Below are 21,079 nucleotides of genomic sequence, written 5' to 3' on the forward strand. Positions count from 1 at the left end.
TTGATGGCTCAGTCGCCTGCGGCGCGCCCCTTCGGCTCCCTCGCGGACGGACTGTCAGTGGGGTCTGAGAGGCTGGGGACATGCACGAAACGGAGACTCGTACGGGTGCGGGGCAGGTCGTCGTCATCGGTGGCGGTGTTGCCGGGCTGGCCGCCGCCCATCGGCTGGTGCGGCGTGGGGCGCGCGTGACCGTCCTGGAGGCGTCGGACCGGGTCGGCGGCAAGCTGCTGCCCGGCGAGATCGCGGGCGCGCGGGTGGACTTCGGCGCCGAGGCGATGCTCGCGCGCCGCCCCGAGGCGGTGGCCCTCGCCCGCGAGGCAGGGCTCACCGACCGCCTCCAGCCGCCCGCCACCGCGTCCGCCGCGATCTGGACCCGCGGCGCCCTGCGCCCGATGCCCAAGGGCCACGTCATGGGCGTCCCCGGCACCGCCTCCGCCCTGACCGGCGTCCTCTCCGAGGAGGGTCTGCGCCGCATCGAGCGCGACGCCGACCTGCCGCGCACCGAGGTGGGGGAGGACGTCGCCGTCGGGGCGTATGTGGCCGAGCGGCTGGGCCGTGAGGTCGTCGACCGCCTGGTGGAACCTCTGCTCGGCGGTGTCTACGCGGGCGACGCCTACCGCATCTCGATGCGCTCCGCGGTCCCCCAGCTCTTCCAGGCGGCCCGGACGCACCACTCGCTCACGGAGGGGGTCCGCGAGATCCAGGCGAAGGCGGCCGCCGCCCAGCAGACCGGTCCCGTCTTCACGGGCATCGAGGGCGGGGTGGGCAGCCTGCCGCTCGCCGTGGCCGAGTCGGTGCGCGAGCGGGGCGGCGAGATCGTCACCGGGGCGGCCGTCACGGAGCTGCGCCGGGAGCCCTCCGGGAGGTGGCGGGTCGTCACCGGCGACCGCGTCCTGCACGCCGACGCGGTGGTCGTCGCCGTGCCCGCACCTGCCGCCGCCGACCTTCTGCGCGCCGAGGTCCCCGCCGCCGCGGCCGAGCTCTCCGCCGTCGAGTACGCCTCCATGGCGCTGGTCACCCTCGCCTACCGCCGCGCCGAGACCGCACTCCCCGAAGGCAGCGGATTCCTCGTGCCGCCGGTCGACGGGCGCACCATCAAGGCGTCCACCTTCGCCTCGCAGAAGTGGGGCTGGATCGCCGACGCGAACCCCGACCTCGTCGTCCTGCGCACCTCCGTCGGGCGGTACGGAGAGACCGAGATCCTTCAGCGGGCGGACGACGAGCTGGTGGACGTCTCGCGGCACGACCTCAAGGCGGCGACCGGCCTCGACGCGACCCCCGTCGAGACCCGGGTCACCCGCTGGGACGACGGCCTGCCCCAGTACCCCGTCGGCCACCACGCGCGCGTGGCCCGCATCCGCGAGCACGTGGCCAAGCTGCCGGGCCTGGCGGTGTGCGGCGCGCAGTACGACGGCGTCGGCATCCCGGCGTGCATCGCGAGCGCGTACGCGGCGGTGGACCAGATCCACGGCGACCTGCGCGCTGTGGAGGACCTCACCGCCCACCCGGTGCGGAGTCCGCACGGCGGAGCGGGAGAATGAGGGACATGAGTGACGACGCCCCCACCACCGAGTCCGCCAGGGTCCCGAACAAGGGCAAACTGGCCAAGGACCTCAACGAGGTCATCCGCTACACGCTGTGGTCCGTCTTCAAGCTGAAGGACGTCCTCCCCGAGGACCGCGCGAGCTACGCCGACGAGGTCCAGGAGCTGTTCGACCAGCTCGCCGCGAAGGACGTGACGATCCGCGGCACCTACGACGTGTCCGGGCTGCGCGCCGACGCCGACCTCATGATCTGGTGGCACGCGGAGACCAGCGACCAGCTCCAGGAGGCGTACAACCTCTTCCGCCGCACCAAGCTGGGCCGCGCGCTCGAGCCGGTCTGGTCGAACATGGCGCTGCACCGCCCCGCCGAGTTCAACCGCTCGCACATCCCGGCGTTCCTCGCCGACGAGACGCCGCGCAACTACATCAGCGTCTACCCCTTCGTGCGCTCCTACGACTGGTACCTGCTGCCCGACGAGGACCGCCGCCGCATGCTCGCCGACCACGGCAAGATGGCCCGCGGCTACCCGGACGTGCGCGCCAACACGGTCGCCTCGTTCTCGCTCGGCGACTACGAGTGGATCCTCGCCTTCGAGGCCGACGAGCTGTACCGCATCGTCGACCTCATGCGTCACCTCCGCGCCTCCGAGGCCCGGCTGCACGTCCGCGAGGAGGTGCCGTTCTACACGGGCCGCCGCAAGGACATCGGCGAGCTGATCGCAGGGCTCGCCTGATCAGCCTCAGCCCTTGTGCCGGGCGGCTGTCGCCTTGTCGGCGCGGTCGCCCGTCCGGGGCGGCTCGGCGGACTTCGTCTCCGGCTTGGGCTCCGGATGTGCCTTGCAGGCCGCGCGCCACAGTGGCAGACGGCCCTCCAGCAGATACGCGTCCAGGTGCCCGTTGATGCAGGCGTTCGGCCCGCCCGCGATGCCGTGCGTGCCGGAGTCCCGCTCGGTCACCAGCACCGAGCCCGTGAGCCGCCGCTGCATTTCGCGGGCGCCGTCATAGGGGGTGGCCGCGTCCCGCTCGGCCGCCAGGATCAGCGTCGGCGGCAGCTCGCCCGGCGCGGTGCGCACGTCGAGGGGCTTCTGCCGGGGCGCCGGCCAGTAGGCGCACGGCAGGTTGAGCCACACGTTGTCCCAGGTCTCGAAGGGTGCCACGCGCGCGAGTTGGGTGTTGTCCCGGTCCCACACCGCCCAGTTCGTCGGCCAGGGTCCGTCGTTGCACTCGACGGCCGTGTAGACGGCGCCCGAGTTCTCCTCCTCGGCCGCCGCCTCGGTCTGCGGCCCGGCGATGTCGATCAGCGGCTGCGGATCGCCCTTCAGATACGCCGACAGGGCCTGCGCGCGCCCCGGCCAGTAGTCGTCGTAGTACCCGGCCGTGAGAAACGCGTCCTGCAACTGCCCCGGCCCCACCTTGCCGCCCGCCGGCTTGTCGGCCAGCCGCGCCCGCGCCTTCTCGTAGTTGCGCAGCACCTGCTGCGGGGTGTCGCCGAGGCCGTACACGCCGTCGTGCTTGGCGATCCACTTCCGCAGATCCGCCCAGCGGCCCTCGAACGCGGCCGACTGGGCGAGGTTGTTGCCGTACCAGATCTGCTCCGGGTCCGGGTTCACCGGCCCGTCGAGCACCATCCGCCGCACATGCGTGGGGAACAGCGTCGCGTACAGCGCCCCGAAGTAGGTCCCGTACGAGGCGCCCATGAACGTCAGCTTCTCCTCGCCCAGCGCGGCCCGCAGGACGTCCAGGTCACGGGCGTTGTTGAGGGAGTGGTAGTGCTTCAGGGCGCTGCCCGACCGCTTGGCGCAGCCGCGCGCATAGGCCTTGGCCTGCGCGATGCGCTCCTTCTTGTACGCCTGAGAGGGGTACGTCGGCGACTGTGAGGGTGCCTTGAAGAACTGCTTGGGGTCCTGGCAGGACAGCGGCGCGGACCGGCCGACGCCGCGCGGGGCGTAGCCGACGAGGTCGTACGCTCCGGCGACGCGCTTCCACTCGGGGACCATCCCGACCAGCGGGAAGTACATGCCCGAGGCGCCCGGCCCGCCCGGGTTGTAGACCAGGGCGCCCTGCCGGGGCACCTCGCGCTTGCTGTTGTGCGGGTCCTTGTGGGTCGCCCGCACGCGGCTGACGGTGAGCTTGATCTGCTTGCCGTTCGGCTGCGCGTAGTCGAGGGGGACGGTCACCGTGCCGCACTGCATGCGGCCCGGCATGTCCTGTCCCAGCGCGCACTTGCCGAAGTCGATCCCGGCCGCCTCGGCGCGCGCGGCGGCGACCGCGGTGCCGTGCAGCTCGGGCATGCCTGTCGCGGCCTCGGTACCGCCGGCCGGCGGGGCGGTGACACCGGCAAGGGCTGTCAGGAGCAAGGACCCGGCGGCCGAGTAGAGGGCGGGGGCTCTCATCAGGTATCCCTTCGGTGCACGGCAGCAACAGAAGGGATGTTTCGGTCGGCCGTTGGCGAAGGCAAGCACCGCCCGCCGGTGTCGGCGCCATTGCGCCCTATGCGCCCCCTGACGTGTCAGTGGCGCCAGTACGGATCACGGCGCCCGAAGGCCGCGCGCAGGTCCGGTTCGCCGATCGCTCGCACCCCGCGTACGGCGACGGAGGTGAGGTACGTACGGTCGTCAGCGGAGCCGGCGTGCAGGGCCAGGGCGCCCAGCAGGCGCTGCCCGGCCGGGGAGGCCCAGTGCGAGTACCGGTGCACTTCGATCCGCGCGATCGCCAGGCAGCTCAGGGTGAGGGTGAGGGGGAGCGCGAACCAGAGGGCGACCAGATTGGGCGGCAGCTCCGAGGGGGCGGGCGTCAGCGCGGCGGCGCCCAGTGCGAGGACGGCCACCGCGGCGAGCCGCACCTTGCGGACCGCGGCCCCGACGGACGTACGGGAGCCGAGGGGCACGGCGAGGCCCGCGCCGACCAGCCGGTCGGCGAGGCTGCCGACCGCGTCGGCGGCAGCGGCGGCATCCCGCACCGGAGCGATCGGCGACTGCCCCTCCGGTCCGATGGCCCCGATCACCGAGCGCTCCATCTCGTCCCGCCCGCGCGGGTCGACGACCGTCGCCCAGCCCGTGTGCGCGAGGAGCAGCCGGTGCTGGCGGGCCATCGACACCAGCGTCAGATCGGCGACCCGGCGGGGGCCGCCGGACAGGAACGCCGCCTCGTACAGCGTCAGGTCGTGTCTGCGGGCCGCGGCGGCGTCGGCGTCCGCGGCGGCCGTGCGTACGGCGGCCAGGCATAACCGGGTGCACGACGTTCCGGCGGCCGCCCAGGCCAGCAGCAGGAGCAGAACCCAGAACATGGCGCCATTGTGCGGCTAAACCGCCGCCGCTTTCGCGGAGTTGGTTGCTTGCCGTGGGGGTTCCTCAATTAATGGTTGCGGCTTTTGGGCGTTTCATTGGGAATCACCGGTAATGCCCGGCGGTGGGCTGGTGGCCGGTGGTGGGAGTGGGTACGTCGGCGACGGTGACGGCGGCGGGGCCAGCGGGACGACCGCGCCCGGGTCGGTGGTGGGGCCGGGCGGGGCCGGGGAGGGGGTGAGCGGGGGAGTGCTGCCGACAGCCATGTCGCGGGCCAGGGCGTCGAAGTCGACGTAGCCCGTGGCCTCCAGGACCTTGATGTGGTCCAGCACGGTGGTGTTCGCGTCGTCGGCGAGCGCGCGGACCAGGGAGTTGCGGGTGCTTGCGCGGACCTGGGCGACTAGGGAGAAGACCTTGCCGTGCGCCAGGCGCAGGATGTTCGCGAACTCGCGGTCGTACGTCACTCCCTGCGCCGCGTCGAGGGTGGCGAGCCATTCCTTCTGCTGGTCGGTGGGCTCGTTGGGCAGGGCGAGACCGAGCCGGGACGCGACGTCGCGGGCCCGTTCGTCCAGGAAGGCGTGGCCCTCGATCAGGTGCCGGCCCGCTGTGCGTACGGCCGGGGTGGTGCCCTTCTGCTGGGCCTGGCGGCCCGCAGGCAGCTCCCACAGGCCCGCGAGCCGGACCTTCGTGACGAAGTCGCGGTCCAGTCCCGACAGCGGTCCGAACCTCGTCGACACCGTCTCGGCGTTGAGTACGTCAACGCCGGTTCCTGATCGGTCGGTGTACGACCAGATCGGGAAGATCAGCGCGGCGAGGGTGGCTGCCAGGCCGGTGATGATCAGGCCGGTGCCGCTGAATATGCCTCGGCCGTTGATCGGCGGGCGGGGTCGGGGTCGCATGGTGCCTCCTGCTCGCGGCACCGCACGTTAGTGCGCTTTTGGTGCAGCGTTGGCATATTACCTCGCGGTCTATGCCAACTTCGTTATGGGGAGGCAGGGTTGGGGTGGGGGTGGGCGCAGCTGCAGGGAGACGTGCTCAGCGGCGCAGCAGTACTTTGCGGGTTGCGCGGGCCAGGCGGGTTGCGGGGCGGTGGGAGGGTGGGGTGGGGGCTGAGCGGTCCAGGTGCCAGGTGCGGAGTTGGCGTCGGGCTGTCGCGTCCTCGGGGTGGCCCGCGGACAGCACGTGGCCTGCGAAGTCCAGTGCGTCCTGGCGGTAGCCGCCGGTCATCGGGTGGCCCTGGGCGTAGGCGAGGAAAGCGGGGCGGTAGGCCTGGCCCAGGATGTGCGGGAGCTCGGGGGCGACCTTGGCCACGACGTCCGCCCGCTTTCCGGCCAGGGCACGGGCCTGTACGCCCAGCCGGACCCGGTCGAAGCCTTCGGGTACGGGCGTGCCGGCCACCAGGGCGGAGAGGAGGGCCGTCTGCGCGAGGGCGAGGCGCTGGCGGGCGGTGGTCGTGTCGGCGGGAGGCTCGACGGGCGAGTGCTGCGGTGACGCCGTACGCCGGCCTGCCGTAGCCTCCCGCGCCGCCCGCCCCTTCTCCAGCGCCCCCCGGATCGCCCCCAACTCCCGCTCCAGCTCGGCCGGTTCCGGGAAGTTCTCGTCCCGTTCCAGTAGGACTCCGGGCGGCGAGACCCGGGAGGCGAGGTCGGTCAGAATGTCGAGGACCGCGTCGGGGACCGGGTGGGCGTGGCTGTCGTGCCAGACGCCGTCGCGTTCGAAGCCGCCGGCGACATGGACGTAGGCGATGGCTTCGAGGGGGAGTTCGGCGAGGGACTTGGCCGGGTCCTCGGCGCGGTTGACGTGGTTGGTGTGCAGGTTGGCCACGTCGATCAGGAGCCGTACGCCGGTGCGGTCGGCGAGGTCGTACAGGAACTGGCCCTCGGTCATCTCCTCGCCGGGCCACGCGATGAGCGCCGCTATGTTCTCCACGGCGAGCGGCACGGGCAGGGCGTCCTGGGCGACGCGGATGTTCTCGCAGAGGACGTCGAGGGCGTCCCTCGTGCGGGGGACCGGCAGCAGGTGGCCCGCTTCCAGGCGCGGGGATGCGGTGAGGGGGCCGCCCGCTCGTACGAACGCGATGTGCTCGGTGACCAGCGGGGAGTCCAGCGCCTCGGCCCGCTCGGCGAGCGCCGTGAGGCGGGTCTCGTCGGGGCGGTCGGCGCCGCCGAGGCCGAGGGAGACGCCGTGCGGGATCACGGTCACGCCGCGCTCGCGCAGCCGCCGCAGCGACTCGGGGAGATGGCCGGGGCACACGTTCTCCGCCACGGCCTCGACCCAGTCGATACCCGGCATCCGCTCCACGGCGTCCGCGATCTCCGGCCGCCACCCGATTCCCGTCCCCAGTCGCTCCATCGTCCCCTCCTCCGCCCGGTGTCACCTGGCTGTGCAGCGTCGTCTCCTTCGACGTTCCGCCGCTGTGTGACGGGGGTATGGCCCCGGCGTACCGACCCGAACCGCGCTCCGGGCGCCTTCAGAGCAACATTTGAGGTTCGGGGGAGGAAGCGGACGTGGACGGGAGGCCGCCGACGTCGGGAGATACGCGCGGGAGGCGGCCCGTGTTCAATGGCGGGGGCAGACCGTTCAGCGCTTGACGGCCACGCCTCCGAAGCTGTCCACGTCCCGCCGCTCGTCCGTGCCGGCCGGGTCGGAGCGCCACTCGGCGACCGGGACCAGGCCGGGTTCCAGCAGGTCGAAGCCGTCGAAGAAACGGGCCAGCTGCTCGGGGGCCCGGTTGATCCGCGGGTTGTCGCTCGCCTCGTTCCAGCGCTCGACCATCGCCCGCATCTCGTCCGCGTGGAACACCTCGGTGCTGTCGCAGAACACCAGGTGGCTCCCGGCGGGCAGGGCGTCCTTGAGCTGCTCCACGATCGGGTAGGCGGTGTCGTCCGGTACGTGCGCGACGATGCCGAGCAGCATGAGCGCGACGGGCCGGTTGAAGTCGAGCGTGCGCTCGGCGCCCCGCAGGATGGACTCCGGGTCGCGCAGGTCGGCGTCGATGTAGTCGGTGGCGCCTTCGGGGGTGCTGGTGAGCAGCGCGTGGGCGTGGGTCAGCACGACGGGGTCGTGGTCCACGTACACGATCCGTGCCTCGGGGGCGATGCCCTGGGCGACCTCGTGGGTGTTGTCGAGGGTGGGCAGGCCGGTGCCGACGTCGAGGAACTGCCGGATCCCGGCCTCCGCGGCCAGATGGGTGACCGCGCGCTTCAGGAACCCTCGCTGGGCGCGCGCGATGTCGACGATCTCGGGGTTGAGCTCACGCATCTGGTCACCGACCTGCCGGTCGATCTCGTAGCAGTCCTTGCCGCCCAGCCAGTAGTTCCAGATACGAGCGGAGTGCGGCACCTTGCTGTTGATCAGCGGACGGTCGACTGACATGACAACTCCCGGACATTCCCTCGGCGTTGCGCGCTCCCAGCGGCGCGGGTCTCACGGTAGCCGGATGATCTGTGCGGGGCGACCAGCGCCCCGCTCCGGATCAGTACTCCAGTTCGGGGCGCAGCGGGCCGCCGACCGCGTGCAGGTGCCGCAGGACCTGGGCGTAGGCGTTGAGGAGTCCGGTCTCGTGATAGGCGATGCCGTGCCGGGCGCAGAACGCGCGCACGAGTTCCTGGGCATGGCGCAGGCTGGGCCGCGGCATGGAGGGGAACAGGTGGTGTTCGATCTGGTAGTTCAGCCCGCCGAGCGTGAAGTCGGTGAACCGGCCGCCACGGACGTTGCGTGAGGTCAGTACCTGCCGGCGCAGGAAGTCGATCTTGTCATCCTTGCCGAAGATGGGCATGCCCTTGTGGTTGGGGGCGAACGAGCAGCCCATGTACAGCCCGAAGAGCCCCTGGTGCACGGCGAGGAAGACCACGGCCTGGAGGGGCGTCAGGACCAGGAACAGGGCGGCGAGATAGCCGACGAGATGCGCGGTCAGCAGTCCCGCACCGGCCAGCTTGGCCGCCCGTGAGCCCGCGGTGCTGTCGCGCTCGAACTGCGCCCGTACGCCGGCCACGTGCAGGGCGAGACCTTCCAGAAGCAGCATCGGGAAGAACAGCCAGGCCTGGTGGCGGGCCAGCCAGGCATAGGGGCCGCGGCGGACCCGGGCATGGTCCTCGGTGAAGGCGATCGCACCGTCGGCGATGTCGGGGTCGCGGTCGACGTGGTTGGGGTGGGAGTGGTGCCGGTTGTGCTTGGCGATCCACCAGCCGTAGCTGAGGCCGATCAGCAGGTCGGCGTGCACGCGGCCGAGCAGGTTGTTGACGCGCTTGGAGCGGGCGATCTGCTGGTGTCCGGCGTCGTGCCCGATGAACCCGGTCTGGGTGAACATCACCGCGAGGAAGGCGGCGGTCACCATCTGCCACCACGACTGCCCGATCAGGGCGAACGCGGTCCATCCGGCGGCCAGCAGAAGCAGGTTCCCCCCGACCTTGGCGGAGTAGTAGCCCGGCCGCCGCTTCAGCAGCCCGCTCTGCTTCACCTCACGGGACAGTGCGGCGTAGTCGCTGCCTCGGCCGGCGGGCGGGGATTTCGTCGTCCCGACGTGGTCCGGCGGCTCGGTGCCCCGGTTGATGATCTCAGTGGTCACGTCTTTCCTTTCGGGGTGGGTGCGGGCCGGCTGTCGACGGCGCGGGGGCAGGGCGCCGGATGCGGAAAGCCCGTGGGGAAGCAGCGCGAGGCAGGCCCGCGGCGCGGGCCTGCCTCGGAACGGGGTGTCCTCAGAGTGCGCGGACCTGGTCAGGGTTGAACCACTTCACAGTTCCTTGAGCCATGTGAGGTCTCCTTCGAGATGGCGAGTAGATGCGGAGAACGCGCGCTCGCGCGTCCCCGGGCTGCTGGTCGCCACCCGTCGAAGAAGACCCCCGAAACTTCAACTACAACCACTCCGTACAACGTCCCGGGCGCCGGGAACGTTCCCGGCGGGGTGGGGAAGTGTCCGGTGCGCCCCGACTGGTCGGCTTCGGGTCCGGAGGGGAGTACGGTTGCGGCACCGAGCGCACCTCGCATGCCGTCATCCGTTTCGGCGTCGCCCTCGGGGAACTGTCGTGCCGCCTTCTGTATGCCGTTGAGCGCCCCGCGGCAGCGGTTCTCCTGGTTTCCGCAGTGCCGAAGCGACATTCCGGCACCGGCCCGCCTCATCTGGAGCCGGCAACCACACCAAGCACGACAAGAACGAAACGATGAGGAAGCGTATGAGCCTGATGAGCCTCGGAGTACTGGCGTCCTCCCGCAAGGAGAACGAGTTCCGGCTGCCGTTGCACCCCGGTCACCTCGGCCGGATCGCGCCGGACGTACGCGAGAGGATCTTCCTCGAGCAGGGATACGGCGCCCGGTTCGGCGTCGCCGACGACGCACTGCGACCCCTCGTGGCCGGCCTTCGTTCCCGAGAGCAACTCCTCGCCGAGTGCGACGTGTTGCTGCTGCCCAAACCCATGCACGAAGACGCCGCCGCGCTGCGCGAAGGCCAGGTGCTGTGGGGCTGGCCGCACTGTGTGCAGGACGAGAAAATGACGCAGATCGGCATCGACCGGCGGCTGACCCTGATCGCCTGGGAGGCCATGAACCACTGGACCTCCACGGGCGCCTTCAGCGTCCATGTGTTCCACAAGAACAACGAGCTCGCCGGTTACTGCTCGGTGCTGCACGCCCTCCAGCTCGGCGGGCTGACCGGCAGCTACGGGCGTCGCCTCAGGGCGGTGGTCATCAGCTTCGGAGCCACGGCGCGCGGAGCGGTCACGGGCCTGGGTGCCATGGGGGTCTCCGATGTCACGGTGCTCACCCAGCGCGCCGCGGCGGCGGTGGCGTCACCGATGCCGTCGGTCGTGATGGGCCACTTCGAGGAGCAGGAGGACGATCCCTCGCGCCTGCAGGCACTCACCGGGCTCGGGGCCGTGCCGCTCGCGGAGTACCTCGCCGGTTTCGACATCGTCGTCAACTGCATCCGGCAGGACACCGACGCGCCGCTGATGTTCGTCACCGACCAGGAACTCTCCCTGTTCCGGCCGGGAACCTTCTTCATCGACGTTTCCTGCGACGAGGGCATGGGCTTCTCATGGGCCCGTCCGACCTCCTTCGGCGACCCGATGCCGACGGTCGGGCCGGGCTGCCACTACTACGCGGTGGATCACAGCCCGTCCCACCTGTGGGACTCGGCCACGTGGGAAATCAGCGAGGCGCTCCTGCCCTACCTCCGCAAGGTCATGAGCGGCCCCGCGGCATGGGAGACGGACACCACGGTCAGCAAGGCCATCGAGATCCGCGACGGCGTCGTCCTGAACCCGAAGATCCTCTCCTTCCAGCACCGGACAGCCGCCTACCCCCACCTCGCCGAGACCCCGGCCCCCGCTCCCACCCGGCGATGAACTCCTCCGCCCGGCCTGCCTGACCATCCGCCGACGCGCTCGTATCCCTTACGACGCAGGGCGTCCGCCTACGGGCGTCGTTCGCGCGGGAGAGGGCACAAGCGGCTGCCTCCTTCGACGGCGACGGTTTTCCCGGGGGCGATCTCCGTGAAGCCCGCGTCGCGGACCACCGGCAGGCCGCTGGTGGTGAGTTCGGGCCAGCGGTCGGCGGGGGCGGTGCGGACGGCCAGGGGAAGCCGGCGTCGCGCCAGGCGGCGCGGTCCTCGTCCGACAGCTCCCACCAGGCGAGCTGGGCGCCATGGCCGGCCTGCGCCATCGCCTTGCCGGCCGTCATGTCCAGATCGGGGCTGAGCCACAGCACCGGCACGCCCGGGTCGGCCTCGGCCGGCGGCTCCGGGTCGTCGAGGTCGGTTCCGGAGACCTGGAGCCGGGCGAGGTCCTTGGGCCAGCCGTCCAGCGGGACGGGCGGGAAGACCCGTACCTCCGCGGACTTGCCCGTGACCGTGATGCCGGGCAGTGCCTCGGCCCGCCGCCACTCGGCGCCCCGCGCCCGCCGCACCACCTTGCGGATCCGCGCGTCCTGCCAGTCCCGCACGGCCTGCGCCCACTCGCCGTCCCCCAGCGCACGCTCGTCACTGAGCAGCACCAGCACCGCGCGGGCCGCGGTCTCCAGCGCGTCCGTACGGGCCGGGGGAGCAGCCCGCTCCATCCGTACGACCAGCGGCAGCACGAACTGCGGCGCCTCGTCGCGCACGGAGGGCTCGGAACGGAAAGGGCTCTCCCGGGGAGGACCGGGAACGCCGGGAACGCCGGGAACGGATGGATCACTGGTCACGTCCTCCAGTCTGCCAGGCGGAAGATCGGTTCCTCCGGGGGCGAGAGGATGACCGCATGACACGTGAGTTACGGCTGGAGCGCGTCGGCCGCCGCTACGGCCTGCGCGGACCCTGGGTGCTGCGCGGGATCGACCTGGCCGTGACCCCCGGCACTCTCCTGCGTATCGAGGGCGCGAACGGCATGGGCAAGTCCACCCTCCTCCGGCTGCTCGCCGGGATCGACGTCCCGACGGAGGGCCGGATCAGCGGCCGTCCGCGCACGGCATACGTCCCCGAGCGCTTCCCGACGGCGCTGCCCTTCACCCCGTCCGGCTATCTCACCCACCTCGGCGCGGTGCACGGCCTGTCCCGTACGGCGGCGGCCCGCGCCGCCGACCAGTGGCTGGAGCGCTTCGGCGCCGCGGCCCATGCCCGTACGCCGATGTCGCAGCTGTCGAAGGGCAGCAGCCAGAAGGTCGCGGTCGCCCAGGCCCTGCTCGCCGAGCCGGACCTGCTCGTCCTCGACGAGGCCTGGACCGGCCTGGACGAGGCCGCCCGCGCCGAGCTGGAACGGGCGGTCGCGGAACGGACTGCGGCGGGCGGGGCGGTGGTCTTCGTCGACCATGACCCGAGCCGGCTGGCGGGGGCGCCCGACGCGACGTACACCGTGCGCGACGGCGCCCTCAACCGCAGTACAGAACAAGGGACTTCGCCCTCGGGACCGTACGTCGTCATCGTCGTCCAAGGCCCTCCCGGTGGACCACTGCCCGCCACCCCGAAGCTCACCTCCGCCGAGGAGACCGCGCCCGGCGCCCACCGGCTCACCGTCCCCGCGTCCCACTCGGACGTCGTCCTGCGCTCCCTGCTGACGGCCCGCCCGCCGTGGCATGTGGTGAGCGTCGCGCATCAGGACGTCGAGGAGGTCCGATGACCGCGCTCCTGCGCTATCAAGCCGCCCTGCTGGTGCGTTCGCAGCGCTGGCTGCCGCCGTTCATCCTGTACGCCGTGTTCCTGGGCGTCGGTGTGCAGGGCGGGCAGCCCGTGCTCGACTCGCTGGGGTATGCCGCGGCGGCTCTGCTGCCCGTCGCCGCCTGGCTGGTGCGGATCTGTGTCGGCAACGAGCCGCCCGCCGCCCGCGCCCCGGTGGCCGCCGCGGCCGGACCCGGACGGGCGCACCTGGCCTGTCTGCTGGTCGCGCCGGCGTCGGCCGCGGCGCTCGGCACCGTGGCGACCCTCGTCGTGACGCTGATCAGCGATCCGGTGACCTCCGACCACCAGACCCGGGTGGCGCCGTTCCCGGCGGGCGCGGCCGGACTGCTCGCCGCGCTGGCCTGCGCGCTGCTCGGCACGGCCGTCGGCGCGCTCACCTCCTGGCCGCTGCTGCGCTCGCCCGGCCGGGCGGTCCCGGCGATGCTGCTCGCGGCCCTGCTGTCCGTGGTCGTCACGGGCTCCCCGGCGCAGGCGGCGGTCAGCGGACTGGTGACGGGGTCGCAGTCGGGCAAGGTCCCGCTGCCCCTGCTGCCGCTCGGCGCCGCCGCCCTGCTGACCGCGGTGGCGATCGCCGTGGCCTGCGCGCTCACCTCCCGCCGGTCACCCTGAGCAGGCCGTGCGCTGGGCCTCCTGCCACTCGCAGACCGGGCAGAGGGTGATGCCCTTGTACGACTCCGGGTACTCCGTCGGCTCCCGGCACAGCACGCACTCCGCGTACGGCGGCCCGTCCGCTTTCGGCGGCCTGGTCGCGTCGATCAGGCAGTAGTCGTCGTCGCTCATATGTCCAGCGTACGAGGGTCAGCTGCCCGTCGTACGAGCGTCAGCGCCGCCCGCCCGCGGCCCCGATCAGCTCGGACACCTTCACGAACCGGAAGCCCTTGCGGCGCAGCTCGGGGACGATCGTACGGAGGGCGCGTTCGGTCGTCGGGGCGGCGCTGGTCGTGCAGTGCAGCACGACCACCGAGCCCGGCCGTACGCCGTCCAGCACCTGCCGGGCCACCGCGTCCGCGTCGGTGGCGAAGGCGTCCCCGCCGACGACGTCCCACTGCACGGCGGTGACCCCGGTCGCGCTCAGCGCCTTCAGGGCCCGGCCGTCGTAACAGCCGCCCGGGAAGCGGAAATACGGCATCGGCTCCCGCACCCCGGCCTTGCGGAAGGCCGCGTACGCCTGCTCCACGTCCGTCCGCATCCGGTCCTCGGAGACGGTCGGCAGGCCGTAGCAGTCGTCGGTGAAGGCGTGGTGGCTGTACGAGTGGTTGGCGACCTCGAAGAGCGGGTCCCGGCCGATGGCGCGGGCCTGGGGCGGGTACTCCTCGGCCCAGCGCCCCGTCATGAACACGGTGGCCGGCACCTTCAGCGCCCGGAGCGCCGCGATGAGCCGAGGATTGTCGAACCGCTCCCCGGCCGCCGCCCGCGGCCCCTGGTCGGCGGTCATGTCGGCGTCGAAGGTGAGGGCGACGGTCTTGTCCCCGGTCCGCGGGCCGTTCTCGAAGACAGGGGTCAGGCCCGCGGGGCCGGGGGCGAGGGTCGGGGGCCGCGACGGGGCGACGGTCCGTTTCGAGGGGGTGGGAGGAGGGTGCGGTGGTTCAGTCGTCCCGCAGGAGGCGAGGGTGGCGCTCAGGGCGCAGGCGATGGCTACTCGTCGTACAAGTGTGATCACCGCATGAACGTAGCTATGTGTGGAATGTGACTTTTGTCTTTTACGGCTGCTTACGGGGTGTCTCTCGCCGAATTCACCCGCCCGCCGGGATCACAGCAGGAACGCCAGCTCGACGCCGATGCACACGTCGATCACGCCGCACCACTCGGCGAAGGTGCGGGAGACGATGCCGTCGAGGCGCTTGAGCATCAGGTGCGCGAAGTCCCAGACGCCGTGGAAGAACCAGCCCGCGGCGACCAGGTAGCGGCCCAGGTCGGGGTCCACGGCCAGGCCCGCCAGGGCGAGCGCGCAGAAGACGAACGCCCCGGCGGCCTGGATCCGGAAGGTGACCGGGCCGTGCGGAGTGCCGCGGACGGCCCCCAGCACCAGGACGAACAGTGCGATCACGGTCAGGGGCACGGACGGGGACACCAGGTCCAGCGCCCGAAGGGCGACGATCGACGCCAGGCCCGCCCCGACGACGGGCCAGGTCAGCCGCGGCTTCCCCAGCTGTTGGACGATCAGATACAGCAACGGCAGCAGAGGCAGCGCCTCGCCGTACATCTCGACCGAGTCGGCCGCGCTGTCGCCGCCCGAGCCGCCGGTGACCATGCCGGGAACCGAGAGCAGGAGGGCCAGGGCGGTGGGCCAGCGGCGGAGCAGGGTCTGGAACGGGGGGCGGCTTTCCGGAGCCGATGGTGCGGGCGTGACAGCGGACATGACGTGCCTCCATACGGGGGTGGGGTATCCCGAACGCCTTCAGACTGCTGAGGGGAGGAGATCGCCAGTAGTGCCGAAACGGCATGCTTACCCGTGGAGTTGTCACCGCCCGGCATGACATCTGTCATGCCGGAAGCGGCCGTTCGGCACTCCGCCAGGGCGAGCCGCCGCTGCGACAATGGCCGGATGGGCGACGGGCCGAGTGAGCGCGGGGTGGCGGGGCTGACCGGCTTCCGTCGCTACACGTGGTGGGCCGTGCCGGGCTCCTCCGCGCTCCTTCTGGTGCTGCTGATCGGTGACTGGATCCTGGACGACGACTGGCCGGTCTGGATCCGGGCAGTGGGCGCGCCCGTCCTGGTGGTGGAGACGCTGGCGAGTGTGGTGCTGCTCAGTCGGCGACTGGAGCCTCGGTCAGCGGACGCGAACTCCCGTCGTCTGCCGGTGGGCTGGCTGGTCGTCGCGGGTGCGGCGGCGCTGGTGCTGGCGGTGCTGCCGCTGACGCGGCGCGAGTACGGGGTGTGGGCGGTGGCGCCCGCGGTGACGGTCGCGATCGCCGCGACCTATCTCGTGCCTCGGCACAGACGGCAGTTGATCGCCGGGGCGGTGGTGCTGGCCTTGCTGCCGGGCGGCGTGCTCAGCCTGGTCTCCGGGGATGGCGAGCTGGCCTATGCGGCGCTGTTCCCGGCCGGGCTGGTCGCCTTCACCGTGTGGGTGACCCTCGGCCCGCTGTGGGCCTGGGACATCGCGGGGCGGCTGGACCGGGCCCGGCGGCTGGAGGCGGAGCTGGCGGTCAAGGACGAGCGGCTCCGGTTCGCCGCGGACCTGCACGACATCCAGGGGCACCATCTGCAAGTCATCGCGCTGAAGAGCGAGTTGGCCGGGCGGCTCGTCGAGTCCGACCCGGTGCGCGCCGCCGGTGAGGTGACGGAGATACGACAGCTGTCCTACGACGCGCTGCGTGACACCCGCGCCGTGGTGCAGGGCTACCGCCGTACGACGCTGGACGACGAGATCGCCAACGCCACGCGAGTGCTGGCGGCGGCGGACATCGACGCCGGGATGCGCCTCGACACCCCCACGGACGGGCTCGCCGACTCGGCCCGGCACCTCCTCGGACTGGTGATGCGCGAGGCCACCACCAATGTGCTGCGGCACAGCCGGGCGCGGCACGCAGCCGTCGCGTACCGCGTCACCGGCGGTGTCGCCTCGCTGCGGGTCAGCAACGACGGTGCCGTCGAAGGCCGTTCGGACACCGAGGGGACCGGATTGCGGTCGCTCGCCGAACGATTGCGGGCTGCCGGAGGTGAGTTGACGTGGGAACGTGACGGCGAGCGGTTCGTCGTACGGGCCGCGCTGCCCGTGGACTCCCGTGAGGTGACATGATCCGGCTGCTGCTCGCCGACGACGAGGACCTGCTCCGCAGCGCCCTGGCCGCGTTGCTCGGACTGGAGGACGACCTGACGGTCGTCGCCGAGGCGGCCACCTCCACGGACGCCGTACGGCTGGCCCGCGAGCACCGCCCCGACATCGCCGTGCTCGACCTGGAGATGCCGCCCACCGACGGACTGCGCGCCGCCGAGGAGATCCGGGCCGAGCTCGGCACCCAGATCGTCCTCGTCACCCGGCACGCCCGCCCCGCGGTGCTCCGCCGCGCCCTGTCCGCAGGCGTCCGCGGCTTCGTCCCCAAGACGACCCCGGCGGCCCGGCTGGCGGAGATCATCCGCGACATCGCCGCCGGCCGCCGCTATGTGGACCCGGACATCGCCGCCTCCGCCCTGACCGAGGACGACTGCCCGCTCACCGACCGGGAGCTGGAGGTCCTGCGGGCGGCCCGCACCGGCGCCTCGGTCGCCGAGATAGCCACCGCGGTCCACCTGGCGCCCGGAACGGTCCGCAACTACCTCTCCGCCGCCATGTCGAAACTGGGCACCCCGACCCGGCATGCCGCCGCCCATCGCGCGTGGGAGCAAGGCTGGATCTAACGGGAACCGGTGAAGGCCGGTGCGGTACAACGCCCCGTCAGGGGCGCGGGGCTGTATCGATATGCGGCTCCGCCCCAAGGGGTGGGCTCGCCCGCGCAGTTGACGGCCGTACCGGCGATCGCGACCCGTTCGGACCGGACCCGGCCGCCGCTGTCCAGCGTCAGGGCCGTACAGCCGCCCTTGCCCGCGGGATCGTGGGTGAGGCCCTCGACCGGCGGGACTGGGACCTCGGCGTCGGCCCTGTTCTCGTGGTTTCGGACCAGGTGGACGCGACCGTGCCGGCCCGCGAAGGCCGCCATGCCGTCCGGGTGGGAGGGCACATCGCCCTCGCCGGAGCGCAGTGGGTCGGGGACGAGCGGGCCGTAACCGGTGTGGCCCAGGTTCACTTGCGGTGGGCGAGTACCTGACGGCGTGTCGTACGGCCGTTCTCGGACATGGGGCAACCTTCCTGCCGGCGGACAGGACTGTGACGCCGCCGTGTCTGTCACCTGGTTGCGGCCACGTGAACCACGCGCGTAGAACCCGTCATTGCTCCAGCGAGCGGTCGGGTGAGGGCTGCCGGCCGGAAGGGGCGGGTGGGAGCTCGTCGGGGTGCTCGGGAGGGAGCTGGTCGAGGCTGTCGGGCGGGAACTGGTCGGAGGGGTCGGGAGAGAGCTGGCCGGAAGGGGTGGGCGGTACCTGGCCGGAGCTGTCCGGTGCGGGGCGGCCGTGGTGTTCCGGGTGCGCCTCCGCCCCCTTCTCCAGGAACCGCAGCAGCTCCACCGGGATGGGCAGCACCAGCGTGGAGTTCTTCTCCGCCGCCACGGCCATCACCGTCTGGAGCAGCCGCAACTGGAGTGCGGAGGGCGTGTCGGCCATCTGCTGTGCGGCCTCGGCGAGCTTCTTGGAGGCCTGGAGCTCGGCGTCGGCGTTGATGACCCGGGCCCGACGCTCGCGGTCCGCCTCGGCCTGCCGGGCCATGGAGCGCTTCATCGTGTCCGGCAGGGACACGTCCTTGATCTCGACGCGGTCGATCTGCACGCCCCAGCCGATGGCCGGGCTGTCGATCATCAGCTCCAGGCCCTGGTTGAGCTTCTCGCGATTGGAGAGCAGGTCGTCCAGGTCGCTCTTGCCGATGATCGAGCGCAGCGAGGTCTGTGCCATCTGCGAGACCGCGAAGCGGTAGTCCTCGACGTTGATGATCGCCGCCGCCGCGTCCACGACCTTGAAGTAGACGACCGCGTCGACCCGCACGGTCACGTTGTCGCGCGTGATGCCCTCCTGCGCGGGCACCGGCATCGTCACGATCTGCAGGTTCACTTTGTACAGCCGGTCAATGGCGGGGATGATCAGGGTGAAGCCCGGTGGCCGTACGGCGCCCCGCAGGCGCCCGAGCCGGAGGACCACCCCGCGCTCGTACTGCTTGACGACCCGCGCCGCCGCGGCGATGTACACCACCCCGGCGGTCCCGGTGGCGATGGCCGCGGTCAGCAACTCTTCCAGCATGATGACGACCCCTGTTCAGCCGTCCCTGCACCTTAAAAGCGGGATTGGCAACCTCTTCCAACGATATGCCCGAATAGGGCAACGGTAAGCCCGGCTGAAGCCCCGGTTCGGGCTTCAGCCGGGCATCGCCGGACTCAGGGAGGGCTACCTCCGGGCCTCAGGTGCTGCCACGGCACCGTCGAGCCGTACCGGATCGGTGCCGGCCGCGCTGTGCCGCTCGGCCCAGTTCTCCAGCGCCGTACGGCAGGCGTGGTCCAGGTGGTGCAGCCCGGACAGGTTCAGCTCGACGGGACGGTCCTGGGGCAGGGACTCCAGGCTGTCGAGTATCTTCGGCAGCCGCAGGAAGGTCGCGTTGCCCGACAGGTAGGCCTGGACGGGCCCGGCGCCCTTGTCTATGACCTCCAGCTTGATGTGCGAGGCCTCCCAGGCGGTCTTGGCGATGGCCAGCGCGAGGCCGATGAGGACGCCCTCGAACATGCTGACCGCGACGATCGATACCGCCGTGACCACCAGGATCAGCGCCTCACCGCGATGCTCGCGCCACAGCGACACGATCTCCCGCACCGGGATGAGCTTGGCGCCGGCGTGCACCAGGATGCCCGCCAGGGCCGGGATCGGGATGTAGGCGAGGACGGCCGGCAGCAGGGCCGCGAACAGCAGCAGCCATACGCCGTGCATCACCCGGGACGCCTTCGTCCGCGCGCCCGCCTGGACGTTCGCCGCGCTGCGTACGATCACCGCGGTCATCGGCAGCGCGCCCAGCGCACCGCAGACGGTGTTGCCCGCGCCCTGTGCGAGCAGCTCCTTGTCGTACTCGGTGCGCGGACCGTCGTGCAGCCGGTCCACCGCCGCCGCGCTGAACAGCGACTCGGCGGACGCGATCAGCGTGAAGGCGGCCACGGTGGCGAGCACGCCGACATCGGCGAGCTCACCGAAGGCGTCCGGGGACGGCGGCTGGATGGAGCCCAGCAGCCCCTGCACCTCGACGGTGGCCACCGGCAGGCCGAAGACCAGGGCGGCCAGCGTCGCCAGGCCCACCGCGGCCAGCGGACCGGGCACCGTGCGCACCTGGCGCGGCATCCGCTTCCACAGCACCAGCACGGCGACCGTGCCCGCGCCGAGACCCAGCGAGGCCATGGCCCCGGTGTCCTGGACGGCGTCCGAGAGCGCCCCGGGCAGCCCCGCGATCTTCGCGAGCCCGGAGGCGGGGGCCTCGGCGTCCGCGACCGAGTACAGCTGCCCGGCGATCAGGACGAGCCCGATACCGGCCAGCATGCCCTCGACCACGGCGACCGAGATGGCCCGGAACCAGCGCCCCAGCTTCAGGGCGCCCATCAGCATCTGGAGCAGGCCGGTGACGAGCACGATCACACCGAGCACCGGCAGCCCGAACTCGCGCACCGCCTCGAAGACCAGCACGGTCAGCCCGGCGGCCGGGCCGGACACCTGAAGGCTGCTGCCGCGCATCAGCCCGGTGACGATGCCGCCCACGATGCCGGTGACGAGCCCGAGCTCGGCCGGCACACCGGAGGCGACGGCCACGCCCACGCACAGCGGGAGCGCGACCAGGAAGACGACGAGAGACGCGGCGAAGTCCTGCCGCAGATGAGGGAACTTGGTGAGGGTGGAGGGGTTCATGGCGGTGCTCACAGGGCCTTGAAGGTGTCGGTCTGCGGGGTGTGCGCCAGTACGGCACCGGTGTGCACCTCGTAGTACCAGGCGTGCAGGGCGAGTTGGCCCTGGGTCAGCTTCTGGGCGATACAGGGGTAGGAGCGCAGCCGCAGCAGCTGCGCCAGGACATGGCTCTGCACTCCCTCGGCCACGGTCGGATCGCCGGCCGCTCCCTGCGGACGCGGCGTCGCGGCGGCGAGCCAGTCGCGGACGGCGGGTACGGCGTCCAGATCGTCACCGCGCACCAGCGCGCCGACCGCTCCGCAGTGGGAGTGGCCGCAGACGACTATGTCGCGGACGCCGAGCACCTCCACCGCGTACTCGACGGTGGCCGCCTCGCTGGTGGGGTGCTCGGAGGCGTACGGCGGGACGATGTTGCCCGCGGTGCGCAGCTCGAAGAGCTGGCCGGGGCGGGCGCCGGTGATCAGGGCCGGTACGACCCGGGAGTCGGAACAGGTGATGAACAGGACCTCGGGGGACTGGCCTTCGGCGAGTTTGGCGAACTCCTCAGGGCGCTGTCCGAACGTGCGGGCGTTGTCGATGAGGGGCTGCATGATGTGGTGACTCCTCCTGGCGCGCCAAAGGCGCGTCGGACGTGCAAGACAGAG

19 protein-coding genes and 2 pseudogenes are annotated in these 21,079 nt (G+C 71.9%); 7 read left to right on the plus strand and 14 right to left on the minus strand.

The genetic code is table 11. The features are described from left to right. The first annotated feature begins 80 nt into the window (after positions 1 to 80). Positions 81 to 1,541, plus strand: coding sequence for a protoporphyrinogen oxidase (gene hemG, locus QQY66_RS38925; protein WP_301985084.1), 1,461 nt, complete (start codon positions 81 to 83; stop codon positions 1,539 to 1,541). Positions 1,542 to 1,546: 5 nt separating this feature from the next. Beyond that, positions 1,547 to 2,278, plus strand: coding sequence for a hydrogen peroxide-dependent heme synthase (gene hemQ / locus QQY66_RS38930; RefSeq protein WP_301985085.1), 732 nt, complete (start codon positions 1,547 to 1,549; stop codon positions 2,276 to 2,278). Between the two features lie 6 nt (positions 2,279 to 2,284). Here the strand turns inward: hemQ and QQY66_RS38935 are convergent, their stop codons facing one another. The 6 genes from QQY66_RS38935 to QQY66_RS38960 all read right to left on the minus strand — a co-directional run bounded on the left by QQY66_RS38935 (position 2,285) and on the right by QQY66_RS38960 (position 9,395). After that, complete coding sequence (locus QQY66_RS38935) at positions 2,285 to 3,937, minus strand: alpha/beta hydrolase (RefSeq protein ID WP_301985086.1); 1,653 nt, start codon at positions 3,935 to 3,937, stop codon at positions 2,285 to 2,287. 116 nt (positions 3,938 to 4,053) lie between these two features. Continuing rightward, positions 4,054 to 4,830 (minus strand): TIGR04222 domain-containing membrane protein, encoded by a 777-nt coding sequence (locus tag QQY66_RS38940; RefSeq protein ID WP_301985087.1) that lies wholly within the window; start codon positions 4,828 to 4,830, stop codon positions 4,054 to 4,056. Between the two features lie 93 nt (positions 4,831 to 4,923). After that, a complete protein-coding gene (locus QQY66_RS38945) occupies positions 4,924 to 5,727 on the minus strand; it encodes a DUF4142 domain-containing protein (protein WP_301985088.1) in 804 nt (267 codons plus the stop codon). Between the two features lie 136 nt (positions 5,728 to 5,863). Further along, positions 5,864 to 7,180 carry a DUF692 domain-containing protein gene (locus QQY66_RS38950; protein WP_301985089.1) on the minus strand — a complete coding sequence of 439 codons (1,317 nt, stop codon included), beginning with the start codon at positions 7,178 to 7,180 and terminating at the stop codon, positions 5,864 to 5,866. A 228-nt stretch (positions 7,181 to 7,408) separates the two neighbouring features. After that, entirely contained in the window at positions 7,409 to 8,203 is a 795-nt protein-coding gene (locus tag QQY66_RS38955; RefSeq protein ID WP_301985091.1) for an SAM-dependent methyltransferase, read from the minus strand. Between the two features lie 100 nt (positions 8,204 to 8,303). After that, positions 8,304 to 9,395, minus strand: a complete 1,092-nt coding sequence (locus QQY66_RS38960; RefSeq protein WP_301985092.1) for an acyl-CoA desaturase — start codon at positions 9,393 to 9,395, stop codon at positions 8,304 to 8,306. A gap of 604 nt (positions 9,396 to 9,999) precedes the next feature. Here QQY66_RS38960 and QQY66_RS38965 point away from each other — a divergent pair. Then, positions 10,000 to 11,169 (plus strand): N(5)-(carboxyethyl)ornithine synthase, encoded by a 1,170-nt coding sequence (locus QQY66_RS38965; RefSeq protein WP_301985093.1) that lies wholly within the window; start codon positions 10,000 to 10,002, stop codon positions 11,167 to 11,169. A 68-nt stretch (positions 11,170 to 11,237) separates the two neighbouring features. On the opposite strand, the pseudogene QQY66_RS38970 reads toward QQY66_RS38965, so the two are convergent. Further along, positions 11,238 to 12,004, minus strand: a pseudogene (locus QQY66_RS38970) (peptidyl-tRNA hydrolase). A 56-nt stretch (positions 12,005 to 12,060) separates the two neighbouring features. Here QQY66_RS38970 and QQY66_RS38975 point away from each other — a divergent pair. Then, positions 12,061 to 12,915: an ATP-binding cassette domain-containing protein gene (locus tag QQY66_RS38975; protein ID WP_301985094.1), complete on the plus strand. Its 855-nt coding sequence runs from the start codon at positions 12,061 to 12,063 to the stop codon at positions 12,913 to 12,915. Next, positions 12,912 to 13,583 (plus strand): ABC transporter, encoded by a 672-nt coding sequence (locus tag QQY66_RS38980; protein WP_301985095.1) that lies wholly within the window; start codon positions 12,912 to 12,914, stop codon positions 13,581 to 13,583. The genes QQY66_RS38975 and QQY66_RS38980 overlap by 4 nt, the downstream gene beginning before the upstream one ends. Here the strand turns inward: QQY66_RS38980 and QQY66_RS38985 are convergent. From QQY66_RS38985 to QQY66_RS38995, 3 genes are all read right to left on the minus strand, one after another. After that, the gene (locus QQY66_RS38985) at positions 13,575 to 13,754 is read right to left on the minus strand and encodes a hypothetical protein (RefSeq protein WP_031487047.1); all 180 of its coding nucleotides are present in this window, start codon (positions 13,752 to 13,754) and stop codon (positions 13,575 to 13,577) included. The genes QQY66_RS38980 and QQY66_RS38985 overlap by 9 nt on opposite strands. A gap of 40 nt (positions 13,755 to 13,794) precedes the next feature. Then, positions 13,795 to 14,634 carry a polysaccharide deacetylase family protein gene (locus tag QQY66_RS38990; RefSeq protein ID WP_301985096.1) on the minus strand — a complete coding sequence of 280 codons (840 nt, stop codon included), beginning with the start codon at positions 14,632 to 14,634 and terminating at the stop codon, positions 13,795 to 13,797. Between the two features lie 90 nt (positions 14,635 to 14,724). Continuing rightward, positions 14,725 to 15,333 (minus strand): hypothetical protein, encoded by a 609-nt coding sequence (locus QQY66_RS38995; protein ID WP_301985097.1) that lies wholly within the window; start codon positions 15,331 to 15,333, stop codon positions 14,725 to 14,727. Between the two features lie 186 nt (positions 15,334 to 15,519). On the opposite strand from QQY66_RS38995, the gene QQY66_RS39000 reads away from it, so the two are divergent. Beyond that, on the plus strand, positions 15,520 to 16,716 hold the full coding sequence (locus tag QQY66_RS39000; protein ID WP_301985098.1) for a sensor histidine kinase: 1,197 nt from the start codon (positions 15,520 to 15,522) through the stop codon (positions 16,714 to 16,716). Beyond that, positions 16,713 to 17,315, plus strand: a complete 603-nt coding sequence (locus tag QQY66_RS39005) for a DNA-binding response regulator (RefSeq protein ID WP_301985099.1) — start codon at positions 16,713 to 16,715, stop codon at positions 17,313 to 17,315. The genes QQY66_RS39000 and QQY66_RS39005 overlap by 4 nt, the downstream gene beginning before the upstream one ends. 71 nt (positions 17,316 to 17,386) lie before the next feature. Here QQY66_RS39005 and QQY66_RS39010 read toward each other — a convergent pair. The 4 genes and pseudogenes from QQY66_RS39010 to QQY66_RS39025 all read right to left on the minus strand — a co-directional run. Then, a pseudogene (locus QQY66_RS39010) lies at positions 17,387 to 17,722 on the minus strand (alkaline phosphatase PhoX); the annotation flags it as partial. Between the two features lie 118 nt (positions 17,723 to 17,840). Then, positions 17,841 to 18,800, minus strand: coding sequence for a slipin family protein (locus QQY66_RS39015; RefSeq protein ID WP_301985100.1), 960 nt, complete (start codon positions 18,798 to 18,800; stop codon positions 17,841 to 17,843). A gap of 144 nt (positions 18,801 to 18,944) precedes the next feature. Beyond that, positions 18,945 to 20,438, minus strand: coding sequence for a SulP family inorganic anion transporter (locus QQY66_RS39020; protein WP_301987638.1), 1,494 nt, complete (start codon positions 20,436 to 20,438; stop codon positions 18,945 to 18,947). A gap of 8 nt (positions 20,439 to 20,446) precedes the next feature. Continuing rightward, on the minus strand, positions 20,447 to 21,025 hold the full coding sequence (locus QQY66_RS39025; RefSeq protein WP_301985101.1) for a carbonic anhydrase: 579 nt from the start codon (positions 21,023 to 21,025) through the stop codon (positions 20,447 to 20,449). Between the last annotated feature and the right edge of the window lie 54 nt (positions 21,026 to 21,079).

Origin of the sequence: Streptomyces sp. DG2A-72 (assembly GCF_030499575.1) — a bacterium.
Taxonomy (GTDB): Bacteria; Actinomycetota; Actinomycetes; order Streptomycetales; family Streptomycetaceae; genus Streptomyces.

Excerpts from the sequence above, each read along its gene's own strand:
- hemG (WP_301985084.1), top strand. The coding sequence starts at position 81 with ATGCACGAAACGGAGACTCGTACGGGTGCGGGGCAGGTCGTCGTCATC.
- hemQ (WP_301985085.1), top strand. The coding sequence starts at position 1,547 with ATGAGTGACGACGCCCCCACCACCGAGTCCGCCAGGGTCCCGAACAAG.
- QQY66_RS38935 (WP_301985086.1), bottom strand. The coding sequence starts at position 3,937 with ATGAGAGCCCCCGCCCTCTACTCGGCCGCCGGGTCCTTGCTCCTGACA.
- QQY66_RS38940 (WP_301985087.1), bottom strand. The coding sequence starts at position 4,830 with ATGTTCTGGGTTCTGCTCCTGCTGCTGGCCTGGGCGGCCGCCGGAACG.
- QQY66_RS38945 (WP_301985088.1), bottom strand. The coding sequence starts at position 5,727 with ATGCGACCCCGACCCCGCCCGCCGATCAACGGCCGAGGCATATTCAGC.
- QQY66_RS38950 (WP_301985089.1), bottom strand. The coding sequence starts at position 7,180 with ATGGAGCGACTGGGGACGGGAATCGGGTGGCGGCCGGAGATCGCGGAC.
- QQY66_RS38955 (WP_301985091.1), bottom strand. The coding sequence starts at position 8,203 with ATGTCAGTCGACCGTCCGCTGATCAACAGCAAGGTGCCGCACTCCGCT.
- QQY66_RS38965 (WP_301985093.1), top strand. The coding sequence starts at position 10,000 with ATGAGCCTGATGAGCCTCGGAGTACTGGCGTCCTCCCGCAAGGAGAAC.
- QQY66_RS38975 (WP_301985094.1), top strand. The coding sequence starts at position 12,061 with ATGACACGTGAGTTACGGCTGGAGCGCGTCGGCCGCCGCTACGGCCTG.
- QQY66_RS38980 (WP_301985095.1), top strand. The coding sequence starts at position 12,912 with ATGACCGCGCTCCTGCGCTATCAAGCCGCCCTGCTGGTGCGTTCGCAG.
- QQY66_RS38985 (WP_031487047.1), bottom strand. The coding sequence starts at position 13,754 with ATGAGCGACGACGACTACTGCCTGATCGACGCGACCAGGCCGCCGAAA.
- QQY66_RS38995 (WP_301985097.1), bottom strand. The coding sequence starts at position 15,333 with ATGTCCGCTGTCACGCCCGCACCATCGGCTCCGGAAAGCCGCCCCCCG.
- QQY66_RS39000 (WP_301985098.1), top strand. The coding sequence starts at position 15,520 with ATGGGCGACGGGCCGAGTGAGCGCGGGGTGGCGGGGCTGACCGGCTTC.
- QQY66_RS39005 (WP_301985099.1), top strand. The coding sequence starts at position 16,713 with ATGATCCGGCTGCTGCTCGCCGACGACGAGGACCTGCTCCGCAGCGCC.
- QQY66_RS39015 (WP_301985100.1), bottom strand. The coding sequence starts at position 18,800 with ATGCTGGAAGAGTTGCTGACCGCGGCCATCGCCACCGGGACCGCCGGG.
- QQY66_RS39020 (WP_301987638.1), bottom strand. The coding sequence starts at position 20,438 with ATGAACCCCTCCACCCTCACCAAGTTCCCTCATCTGCGGCAGGACTTC.
- QQY66_RS39025 (WP_301985101.1), bottom strand. The coding sequence starts at position 21,025 with ATGCAGCCCCTCATCGACAACGCCCGCACGTTCGGACAGCGCCCTGAG.